Raw genomic sequence first — 11,378 nt, 5'->3', positions numbered from 1 at the left:
GCTACACTTTCTATAAACTTGAACAGTAGAAGTGTATAAAGGTATAGTAAGGTTATGAAGAATCATAAAAATAACTTACATCGTCTATACATAAGCTTAATATAAGTCATTCATTTAAGGAGGAACGTACATGGGAGTTTTTTCAGAAGAGGTTATTAAATTACAGGGAATCAATCTTCATGTCATCCCAACAGATAAATTTAAAACGAACACAATTGTCTTTAAAATGAAGGCACCTTTAAATAGGGAAGATGTAACAAAGCGAGCTTTACTTCCCCATGTTTTACAAAGTAGCTCCAAACAATATCAGACTACTTCAAAATTAAGGTCATATTTAGACGAATTATATGGTGCTTTATTTTATGTCGATCTAGCCAAAAAAGGTGAATACCATGTGATGAGCTTTACAGTAGAAATCGCGAATGAGAAATTTTTATCAAATTCTGAGCCCTTATTAAAAAAAGCATTTGAATTTTTGGCTGAGGTCATAAAAAATCCAAATGCAGAAGGCGACTCTTTTGATCAACCAACCATTGATAATGAAAAACGCTCATTAATACAGCGGATTCAATCGATCTATGATGATAAAATGAAATATTCAAATTATCGCCTTATTCAGGAAATGTGTAAAGAAGAACCGTATGCAATGAATGTTCATGGTCAACTTGAGGATGTGGAAGCGATTACAGCCGCTAATCTTTTCGAGTATTATGAACGGGCAATTGCACAAGACGAACTGGATTTATATGTAGTAGGGGATGTAAATAGTGAAGAAGTCGCGAAAACCGCAGAACAATTAATGGTTTTTGCCGAACGTATTCCGAAAACAATCGATCGAAAATTAGCACAGAATATAACCGGAGTAAAAGAAATAAAAGAAGAGCAGGATGTGAAACAAGGGAAATTAAATATAGGTTGTCGAACGAAAGTCTATTATGGGGATAAGGATTATTATGCTCTGCAAGTGTATAATGGGATATTTGGGGGCTTTTCTCATTCGAAATTATTTATCAATGTACGGGAAAAGGCAAGTCTTGCATACTATGTGGCGAGCCGTTTAGAGAGTCATAAAGGGCTCATGCTTGTCATGTCAGGAATCGATAATAAAAATTATGACCAGGCAGTGTCCATCATAAAAGAGCAAATGAAGGCGATGGCTACTGGGGATTTCTCTGATGAAGAAATAAGTCAAACAAAGGCGGTTATTAAAAATCAATTGTTAGAAACGATTGATACATCAAGGGGGATGGTAGAGATTCTCTATCATAATGTAGTATCCCAGGAAAATATTGCTCTTGATGATTGGATTTTGAAAATGGATGCGGTAACAAAAGACGAAATTATCAAAGTGGCACAAAAAGTTGAATTAGATACGGTCTATTTTTTAACTGAAAGGGGGCAATAAGAAATGGAAAAAATCCAATTCCAACAACTTCAAGAAGAACTGTATCATGAGAAACTAGATAATGGGTTAGAAGTATATATCTTACCAAAACAGGGGTTTAATAAAACATATGCAACGTTTACAACAAAATATGGTTCAATTGATAATCATTTTATGCCGCTCGGTAAAAACAACTATATTAAAGTTCCAGATGGAATCGCACACTTTTTAGAGCATAAGCTTTTTGAAAAAGAAGATGGGGATGTTTTTCAACAATTTAGTAAACAAGGTGCTTCCGCCAACGCATTTACATCCTTTACACGGACAGCCTATTTATTTTCAAGTACTTCTAATGTTGAATTAAATTTAGAAACGTTGATGGATTTTGTCCAAGAACCTTATTTTAGTGAAAAAACCGTTGAAAAAGAAAAAGGAATTATCGGTCAAGAAATCATGATGTATGATGATAATCCAGATTGGCGACTTTACTTCGGAGTCATCGAAAATATGTATCATCATCACCCTGTTCGAATTGATATCGCTGGTACGGTTGAATCCATCTCCGATATAACAAAAGATTTATTATATGAATGCTACGGTACTTTTTATCATCCAAGTAATATGCTATTGTTTGTCGTTGGACCTGTTCATGTCGACAAAATTATGGAACAAATTAAAACCAATCAAAGTAAAAAACAATATGACCAAGTGCCTGATATTCGACGTAAGTTTGAATCGGAGCCTGTTGAAGTAGCTAAAACAAAGCAAGTCCTTGAAATGAACGTTCAGACATCCAAATGCCTAGTTGGAATAAAAGCAAATAAAGTGGAGCAGTCAGGCTCTGAGATGTTAAAAAATGAATTATCATTAAATATTATTTTAGATGTATTATTTGGAAAAAGCTCTGAAAACTATCACCAATTGTATTCCCAAGGATTAATTGATGATACCTTCTCATTTGATTATAGTCAGGAACAAGGTTTTGGTTTTGCAATAATTGGTGGGGACACAAAGGATCCAGACAAGTTAGCAGATACGTTGAAAAATATGCTGCTTACGGCAAAAAATGGAGATCTTTTTACTGCAGAAGGATTAGAACGAACGAAAAAGAAAAAAATTGGTCATTTTCTTCGTGCGATCAATTCACCTGAATATATCGCCAACCAATTTACTCGGTATGCCTTTAATAAGATGAATTTATTCGATATTGTTCCAACTTTAGAATCAATTACATTAGAGGATATTAAGAGTTGCGCCGCCGATTTTATTTCAGATGATCGTTTTACCGTATGTCATGTAGTACCGAAAAAATAACGCCGATACTGTCGGCGTTTTTTGTTTATAGTGGTAAAATATAGGGATAATTCGTATTTCTTAAGGAAGTGACCTAATTGAATAAATATGTATTAATTACTGGGGCAAGTGGCGGTATTGGAAGAGCCATTGCTCTGCAATTAGCGCAGGATGGATACTCGCTTTATTTACACTATAATCAAAATGTATCTTCGATTCGAGAATTACTTGAAATGCTATCTGACTATAAAGGTGAATTTATCCCTATACAAGCAGATTTATCAACTGAAGATGGATATAAAAAAATCGTTCAAAATATCTTTTCAATTGATGCGATTGTTTATAATAGCGGTGCCAGCCTATATGGTTTATTTGTCGATACAGACCCTGATATTCTTGAGAAAATGACGAGAATTCATGTAACTTCACCATTGCTATTAGCAAAAGAAATTCTTCCAAAAATGATAAGACAACAAACTGGACAAATATTACTGATTACATCCATATGGGGACAAACAGGAGCAGCCTGTGAAGTCGTTTATTCGACTGTTAAAGGAGCCCAGATTGCTTTTGTCAAATCATTAAGTAAAGAAATGGCTTTAAATGGAATTCGTGTTAACGGTGTTGCGCCAGGAGCGGTTGAAACATCGATGCTTTCTCAATTTAGTAGTGAAGAACTTGATCTTGTTAAAGGGGAAATTCCTTTGGGAAGACTTGCGCATCCGAAAGAAATTGCAGACAGTGTATCGTTCTTACTATCAGATCGAGCATCTTATATTACAGGTCAGATTTTAGGAGTGAATGGTGGATGGCACACGTAAGCCGATAGTGGAACCATTAAAATTTGGATTGAATTTTAAAAGTTAAGTGCATATTTTATATCTCCCATTAACAAAATAAGAGAGTAATACACAATAGGAGGTAAAAATATGTCTATTTTAGAAAACTGGGAACAATGGAAAGACTTTTTGGGAGATCGTTTACAGCAAGCACAACAGCAAGGAATGCCACAATCAACCATTAATGATATTGCTTATCAAGTTGGTGACTATTTAGCGAAGCAAGTGGATCCAAAGAATCCACAAGAAAGAGTGTTAGCTGATTTATGGTCTGTAGCCACTCCAGAGGAGCAACAAGCGATTGCGAACGTGATGGTAAAGTTAGTTCAAGATTAATTATATAGTGTTTTCAGCATTTTCTATTTTTGATTAATAAATAGTAGAGGATTTATTGTTCAGAATATGAGCAAAAATCCTCTTTTTTATGAAGACAAACTAAACTGTATATGATTAGAAAATTTACTAAATGATGGCAACTATTTTCTTTCATCTTATAGTAAAATCAGCTATGATAGGTATGGACATCCTAGAAAATTATGGCTTGGTTGGAATTTATGATATGATAGTTTAAATACATTCATCATTATGACATTTTAGGGGGAAAGTGAGAAATTTAGGGGGAAATATATGGAGAAACAGGAATGGTATTTAGAATATGAAATTCAAGCCAATCGACCTGGATTGCTAGGGGATATTTCTTCACTGTTAGGGATGATGTCCATTAATATTGTTACGATTAATGGAGTAGAGGCCAATCGACGCGGATTATTAATTTTGGCAAAAGATGAAAAACAAATTGAAAGACTTGAGTCGATTTTAACAACAATGGATACAATAAAATTAATTAAATTAAGAAAGCCGCAGTTACGGGATCGTTTAGCTGTTAGGCATGGAAGATACATACAAAGGGATGCGGATGATAAAAAAACATTTCGTTTTGTACGGGATGATTTAGGAATATTGGTTGATTTTATGGCTGAGATTATTAAACAAAAGGGTCATAAGTTAATCGGGATTAGAGGAATGCCTCGCGTTGGAAAGACCGAATCGATTGTAGCTTCAAGTGTATGTGCAAATAAGAGATGGTTGCTTGTTTCTTCTACTTTGTTAAAACAGACCGTTCGAAATCAGTTGATAGAAGAAGAATATAATGAGGATCATCTTTTTATTATTGACGGAATTGTATCTACGAGGAGAGCCAGTGAAAAACATTGGCAGCTCATTCAAGACGTTATGAAATTGACTGCGGTCAAAGTCATTGAGCATCCAGATGTTTTTGTGCAAAATACAGAGTATACACTAGATGATTTTGATTATATGATTGAACTTCGGCATCATCCAGATGAAGAAATTACATATGATATTGTGGAAAAAAACAATTTGTTTTCTACTGCAGAATTCGGAGAGTTTGATTTTTAAGGTAGTAGGAAGGTGTAACAAATGTCAGAATTAGGTACTGTACTAAAAGAGGCGAGATTAGCCAAAAACTTAAGTTTAGATGATTTACAAGAAATGACAAAAATTCAAAAACGATATTTAATAGGCATCGAGGAAGGAAATTATAGCTTGATGCCAGGGCAATTTTATGTTCGGGCCTTTATTAAACAATATGCGGAAGCGGTTGGCATGGATCCCGAGCAGCTATTTGAGGAATATAAAAGTGAAATTCCTAATACCCACTCGGAGGACATTCCCGGTCAGCTATCAAGAGTAAAGACGAAGCGGTCTCTTGGTGAAAATAGCTCAAAGGTATTAGACTTTTTACCAAAACTACTAATTGTTGCTGTCATTATTGGATTATTTGTTTTTATCTGGTGGTATTTTTCAAAAAATACTGGGACTGAAACCGATCTTTCGGAACAAAATGAGAATAGGCAAGAAGTGACTTATGAGGAGCGGGAAAAGGCTGCAAACAATGACAGCGCAGAACTAGATGAGGAAGAAGAGAGTGATAACAATTCCCCAGTAGAGGAAATAGAAGAGCCTAAAGAAACTGAAGAACCAGAGCCAGCAACTCAAGAATTGACCGTAGTTGAAACAAATGGTTCAAAATCTACTTACGAGCTTAAAAATGCGGAACAGTTCGTCATAAAAGTAGTTTCAACAGGGGAAACTTGGGTAAATATTAAAAATGGCAAAGGACACTCCTTTTTCCAAGGAATGATGAAAAAAGGTGGTCCAGATGAGAGTAAAGAAATGAATCTTTCAGAGGAAACAGAAGTAATCATTACAGCGGGTAGATCAACAGAAACGGAAATTTATGTGAACGATCAAAGATTGGAGTACTCCGTTTCTCCTACTGAAAAGGTTCGTCAAGATATTACTATTCGCTACACAAAAGCGGATCAATAGTCATCAGTTGCTGATGACTATTTTTTCACGGGTTTGAATAGGGAGATTTCAAACCACTGTAAACAGCTATATTCCTGCTGTTTTAGGAATAACAATTGGAGGAGAAATAGATGAATTTACCTAATAAAATCACCATTTCAAGAATATTAATGATCCCTATTTTTGTCATAATCATGCTTGTTCCTTTTTCATGGGGAGACATTACAATACTTGGTACTACAATGCCTGTCACCCATTTTGTTGGAGCGTTGATTTTTATTATTGCTTCAACAACAGATTGGATTGACGGACATTTTGCACGTAAATACAATTTAGTAACCAATATGGGAAAATTTCTCGATCCACTTGCAGACAAGCTTCTTGTTTCTGCGGCTTTAATTGTATTAGTGGAGCTGCAAATGGCACCATCTTGGATTGTTATTATTATCATTAGTAGAGAGTTTGCAGTTACAGGATTACGTCTTGTTTTAGCAGGAGAAGGGGAAGTTGTCGCAGCGAATATGCTTGGTAAAATTAAAACTTGGACCCAAATTATTGCGATTTCGGCACTTCTCTTACATAATATTTTCTTCGAATGGTTTTCTTTTTCCTTTGATATGTTGGCACTTTGGATTGCATTATTTTTCACGGTATGGTCTGGACTGGATTATTTTATTAAAAATAAAGAGCCGTTTATGAGATCTAAATAATTTATTAATAGTTAGCTTTGTAAAAAGGTATATTTGATTTTTAGTGGAAAGTGTGAAGACTCTTGCGGGAGAAGTGAAATTGGCATGCCACCTTAAGACACAAAATGTAAAGGTAGCTCAAGAATAGCTATTCGAAAGGCGAAGTTCCTGAGGCGGAAATCTTCAACCATGCTTAACAGAGTCAAGTTGAAGGAGGGGTTTTTTTTGAATGCAGAAATCATTGCGGTAGGATCAGAATTATTATTAGGACACATTGTCAATACAAATGCCCGTTTTTTATCCAAAAATTTAGCTGACTTAGGTATCAATGTCTTTTATCATACAGTTGTTGGTGATAATCCAGAACGGTTAAAACAAGTCATTGAAATAGCTGAAAGCCGTTCGGATTTGCTAATTTTTACTGGAGGGCTGGGTCCGACAAAGGATGATTTAACAAAAGATACCATCGCGACTCATTTAAATCGCAAACTGGTGATCGACAAAATTGCATTAGATACCATCGAAGATTATTACAAACGTACAGGTCGAACTATGACCGATAATAATAAAAAGCAAGCGTTGGTCATCGAAGGCTCCGAAATCCTTCCAAATGACTATGGAATGGCTCCAGGAATGGTGTATTCAAGCGAAAAACATATCTATATGTTATTTCCAGGAGTACCAAAAGAAATGGAACCGATGTTTTTAACCTATGCACACCCATATTTTATGAATAAGCTTCAATTAAAAGAAAAAATTGTATCTAGGGTACTAAGATTTTATGGGATTGGAGAATCACAGCTTGAAACTGAAATCGAAGATCTAATTGATGGACAATCTAACCCTACGATTGCCCCGCTTGCTGGAGAAAATGAAGTGACATTGCGAATTACGGCAAAACATGAATCTGTTGAAAAGGCTAATGAGATGATTGAAGAGACGGAAAAAATAATTTTGGACCGTGTAGGCGAATATTGTTATGGTTATGATGAAACTTCATTAATGAGTGAGCTATCAAAAATGTTACAAGAAAAACAGCTGACGATTGCTGCTGCGGAAAGTTTAACAGGGGGAATGTTCCAAAAAGAATTAACGGCGATTCCTGGTGCTGGAAATTTACTAAAAGGTGGGGTGGTTTGCTACACACCCGAAGTAAAACAAAATGTTTTAAAGGTAAAAAAAGAAACGATTGAAACCTACGGTGTTGTAAGCAGTCAATGTGCGAAAGAACTTGCCGAAAATGTGGCCCAATTGATGAATGCGGATATTGGAATTAGTTTTACTGGTGTAGCAGGTCCAGATGAATTGGAAGGTAAACCAGTGGGAACTGTGTATGTAGGAATGAGTATTAAAGGGCAACCAACAAGAGTAGAAAAATTAAATCTTGGTGTCAATCGAACGACAAATCGGGTTCGTACGGTAAAATGGGGCTGCCATTATTTGTTAAAGCTTATCAATTAATGACGAGTGGAAGCTGTTAAAATCTTTAACAGCTTCCTTTTTTTGTTGTCCGCGTGCCCAGCAAGCCGTTAATTGCTAGTTGGTGAAAGTCCAACCTGAGTAAGTACCAAGACGCTCAGTAGCTGACAGGCAACTGGTGAAGAAATTCTAAGGTTGAAGCCCTGTGATAAAGTAACTCCCTAGCGGAGTGCGAGCAAACTAACAGGTTGTAACATAAAGTGAATCCTGCCGTCTCGTCAAAAGAACCTACCTACGGTAGCCAAAGAGAAGTCGAGCCTTGGGATAATGGGCGAAGACCATGGAAGGTGTGAAGATCTTGGAATAGCAGCACCGATAAATCTCTCGGGGTATGGGGAGCGACATGTTAGTAAAGTAGTTAGCGGAACTGGGGATACCCTCCTTATCACTTTCTAACGAAAGTAAAGCAGAAACCTATAAGTGCAAACGAAGTGGTGGATGGATGAGAGGGAGTCGGAGGGGGTCATAGTACCATTAATGACAATGACAACACAACATTGTCTAGGGAAGGACGGCGCAAGCCATTACCCTACTTCGTTCATATGTCAGAAGGAGGTAAGAGTCAGTGAATGTCAGGAAAATGACTAACTACACCAATAAAGTAAAAGCTCAAGAACTCTGGAAGACGTTATATCTTTGTGCCAAGGAATGTCCAACTCGAAGATTTCACGCTTTATATGACAAAATCTATCGTCCTGATATTCTATGGGAGGCATGGCAACGTGTGAAACGAAAGAAAGGAAGTGGAGGTGTCGATGGACAGACGATTGAACAAATCGTCTTGGAGTACGGGGAAAAGAAATTTATGAACGAGCTCTATTTGGAACTAAAGGAGAAGCGTTATCACCCTAGTCCAGTCCTAAGAACCTATATTCCAAAGGATGATGGAAAGAAACGTCCATTAGGAATTCCAACTATTAAAGATCGGGTCGTACAGATGGCAACGAAAATGGTTATTGAACCAATATTCGAGGCTGACTTTCATGACTGTTCGTTTGGTTTTCGTCCAAAGCGAAATGCCCATCAAGCGATGGCAAAGATAAGAAAAGCCAGTAAGAAATGTTTTTGGGTAGTAGACGTCGATATCCAAGGATATTTCGATAATATTAATCAATACAAGTTGATGAAAATATTAGAACAAAGGATTAGTGATCGACGGGTTTTAAAGCTTGTTCGAAAATGGCTAGAGTCAGGCATAATGGAGGAAGGCAAAATAAGAAATCCAATTACTGGTACACCGCAAGGTGGTGTAATTTCACCTCTTTTAGCTAATATCTACCTAAATACAATGGATATGCTTTGGGAGAAGAAGTTCAAAGACTTGGGTGAACTCATAAGGTATGCGGATGACTTCGTCATTATGTGTAAAACCAAACAACAAGCACTTGAAAGTATAAAGGTCATCCAATCAATAATGAGGAAACTTGACCTTACTATTAATAGAAATAAATCGAGACTAGTTAATCTGTGGAATGACATAGATGGTTTCGATTTTCTAGGATTTCATAATCGGAAGTTTCCAATCAGACGAAAAGGTGGAAACACGTTATATGTCATGTCACATATACCTAAGAGGAATGCGATGAAGAAAATGCGTTCTAAGATTAAAGCCTATACAGAACCAAGGAATAAATTATACTTGGATATCAGAGAGTTAGTAAAAGGGCTAAATAGGAAACTGCAAGGTTTCAAGAATTACTATCTTATCTCGGCTCACGCAAAGAAATGGCTAAATAGAATCGACTGGTATGTATTAGAACGACTTACCTTATTTCATAACAAAAAGAGAAATAATCGTAAGAAACATGGAAATTTAAAGGATGTAAGAAAAGAAGTGAAACATATATTAGTGAAAATTAGCTAGTTAGACGCTGTAAAGCCAAGGAAAGAAGAACGTCGGAAAGCCGTATGAAGGAAAACTTCACGTACGGTTTGATGAGGAGGAGCTGAAAGTAAAAGAGATAGCAAAAGCTATCCCTTTGAAATCAGTTTCTTACTCTACGAATTATACTTGAGTTTTAATTTTTAATAGCTGAATTTCGTATAAAAATGGTAGAATGGTAGTCTGGTTTTAAACTATTCACATTAAGCAATCATCGAAAAATAACGAATGAATGTTCGATTTTTTAATAGACAAAAAGGTGAAAAAGAGATATATTATAAACAAGGATGGATACTTGAATTAGTAGAAAATCAGTAAGCTGTTTTTATATAAAAGGAGGAAACTTTGTGAGCGATCGTCAAGCAGCCCTTGAACAGGCGTTAAAACAAATAGAGAAACAATTTGGTAAAGGTTCAATTATGAAACTAGGTGAACAATCAGATCGTGTAATATCAACTATATCTACTGGTTCATTAGCGGTAGATGCTGCACTAGGTGTGGGTGGATACCCAAGAGGTCGTATTATCGAAATCTATGGACCAGAGAGTTCAGGTAAAACGACAGTTGCCCTTCATGCCATTGCAGAAGTTCAGAAAACAGGTGGACAGGCTGCATTTATAGATGCAGAACATGCACTTGATCCAACGTATGCTCAAAAACTTGGAGTAGACATAGACGAGCTTCTATTATCTCAACCAGATACGGGTGAACAAGCATTAGAAATCGCTGAAGCTCTTGTTCGAAGCGGTGCTGTAGATATTGTTGTTGTAGACTCTGTTGCAGCATTAGTTCCTAAGGCAGAAATTGAAGGAGAAATGGGAGATTCCCATATGGGATTACAAGCCCGTTTAATGTCACAAGCTCTTCGTAAACTTTCAGGTGCCATTAATAAATCGAATACGATTGCGATCTTTATTAACCAAGTTCGTGAAAAAATTGGAGTTATGTTCGGAAACCCAGAAACCACTCCTGGTGGACGCGCACTTAAGTTCTATTCCTCTGTTCGTTTAGAAGTTCGTCGCGCTGAAGCGATTAAACAAGGGAGTGAGATTGTAGGAAATAGAACGAAGATTAAAGTTGTAAAAAATAAGGTAGCCCCTCCGTTCCGTACAGCTGAGGTAGATATTATGTACGGAGAAGGAATCTCTCAAGAAGGCGAAATTGTTGACATTGGTGCAGAACTTGACATTATCGAGAAGAGTGGATCGTGGTATTCATATAACGGGGAACGAGTTGGTCAAGGAAGAGAGAATGCAAAACAATTCCTTAAGGAAAATCCTGAAATTCGTGCACAAGTTCAACAACAAATTCGTAACCACTTTGGCTTAGATGGTGTTCAAACGGTGTCTTCTGAAAATGAGGAAATTGAGCAGGATGAATTAAATTTAGTCGATTAATTTACAATGGCAAAGTCTAATAAAAGGACTTTGCCATTTTTTGAAAATATTCGTAAAAGGCGTAGGGACAACCACTTGACATTA

10 protein-coding genes are annotated in these 11,378 nt (G+C 36.5%); all 10 read left to right on the top strand.

From position 1 onward, the window contains the following. The first annotated feature begins 130 nt into the window (after nucleotides 1-130). Nucleotides 131-1,405 carry an EF-P 5-aminopentanol modification-associated protein YfmF gene (gene yfmF / locus Q5760_RS15895; RefSeq protein ID WP_428908604.1) on the top strand — a complete coding sequence of 425 codons (1,275 nt, stop codon included), beginning with the start codon at nucleotides 131-133 and terminating at the stop codon, nucleotides 1,403-1,405. Nucleotides 1,406-1,408: 3 nt separating this feature from the next. After that, nucleotides 1,409-2,698, top strand: a complete 1,290-nt coding sequence (gene yfmH, locus Q5760_RS15890; protein WP_428908603.1) for an EF-P 5-aminopentanol modification-associated protein YfmH — start codon at nucleotides 1,409-1,411, stop codon at nucleotides 2,696-2,698. Between the two features lie 77 nt (nucleotides 2,699-2,775). Next, complete coding sequence (gene ymfI / locus Q5760_RS15885; protein WP_428908602.1) at nucleotides 2,776-3,498, top strand: elongation factor P 5-aminopentanone reductase; 723 nt, start codon at nucleotides 2,776-2,778, stop codon at nucleotides 3,496-3,498. A gap of 108 nt (nucleotides 3,499-3,606) precedes the next feature. Next, complete coding sequence (locus Q5760_RS15880; RefSeq protein WP_428908601.1) at nucleotides 3,607-3,852, top strand: DUF3243 domain-containing protein; 246 nt, start codon at nucleotides 3,607-3,609, stop codon at nucleotides 3,850-3,852. A 291-nt stretch (nucleotides 3,853-4,143) separates the two neighbouring features. Then, nucleotides 4,144-4,935, top strand: a complete 792-nt coding sequence (locus tag Q5760_RS15875) for a DUF3388 domain-containing protein (protein ID WP_428908600.1) — start codon at nucleotides 4,144-4,146, stop codon at nucleotides 4,933-4,935. A 21-nt stretch (nucleotides 4,936-4,956) separates the two neighbouring features. Continuing rightward, nucleotides 4,957-5,868, top strand: a complete 912-nt coding sequence (locus Q5760_RS15870; protein WP_428908599.1) for a RodZ domain-containing protein — start codon at nucleotides 4,957-4,959, stop codon at nucleotides 5,866-5,868. A 110-nt stretch (nucleotides 5,869-5,978) separates the two neighbouring features. Next, on the top strand, nucleotides 5,979-6,557 hold the full coding sequence (gene pgsA / locus Q5760_RS15865) for a CDP-diacylglycerol--glycerol-3-phosphate 3-phosphatidyltransferase (RefSeq protein ID WP_428908598.1): 579 nt from the start codon (nucleotides 5,979-5,981) through the stop codon (nucleotides 6,555-6,557). Between the two features lie 204 nt (nucleotides 6,558-6,761). Next, nucleotides 6,762-7,997 (top strand): competence/damage-inducible protein A, encoded by a 1,236-nt coding sequence (locus Q5760_RS15860; RefSeq protein ID WP_428908597.1) that lies wholly within the window; start codon nucleotides 6,762-6,764, stop codon nucleotides 7,995-7,997. A 583-nt stretch (nucleotides 7,998-8,580) separates the two neighbouring features. After that, the gene (gene ltrA / locus Q5760_RS15855) at nucleotides 8,581-9,879 is read left to right on the top strand and encodes a group II intron reverse transcriptase/maturase (protein ID WP_428908596.1); all 1,299 of its coding nucleotides are present in this window, start codon (nucleotides 8,581-8,583) and stop codon (nucleotides 9,877-9,879) included. Nucleotides 9,880-10,244: 365 nt separating this feature from the next. Continuing rightward, on the top strand, nucleotides 10,245-11,294 hold the full coding sequence (recA, locus tag Q5760_RS15850; RefSeq protein ID WP_428908595.1) for a recombinase RecA: 1,050 nt from the start codon (nucleotides 10,245-10,247) through the stop codon (nucleotides 11,292-11,294). Nucleotides 11,295-11,378: the final 84 nt, after the last annotated feature.

Source organism: Niallia sp. Kr1 (assembly GCF_050389805.1).
Taxonomy (GTDB): Bacteria; Bacillota; Bacilli; order Bacillales; family Cytobacillaceae; genus Bacillus_BD.
The sequence above is the reverse complement of the archived record's forward strand: the minus strand, read 5'-3'. Positions and strand labels throughout refer to the sequence as shown.

Coding starts and splice junctions, on each gene's coding strand:
- Q5760_RS15875 (WP_428908600.1), top strand. CDS start 4,144: ATGGAGAAACAGGAATGGTATTTAGAATATGAAATTCAAGCCAATCGA.
- Q5760_RS15880 (WP_428908601.1), top strand. CDS start 3,607: ATGTCTATTTTAGAAAACTGGGAACAATGGAAAGACTTTTTGGGAGAT.
- yfmF (WP_428908604.1), top strand. CDS start 131: ATGGGAGTTTTTTCAGAAGAGGTTATTAAATTACAGGGAATCAATCTT.
- Q5760_RS15870 (WP_428908599.1), top strand. CDS start 4,957: ATGTCAGAATTAGGTACTGTACTAAAAGAGGCGAGATTAGCCAAAAAC.
- pgsA (WP_428908598.1), top strand. CDS start 5,979: ATGAATTTACCTAATAAAATCACCATTTCAAGAATATTAATGATCCCT.
- yfmH (WP_428908603.1), top strand. CDS start 1,409: ATGGAAAAAATCCAATTCCAACAACTTCAAGAAGAACTGTATCATGAG.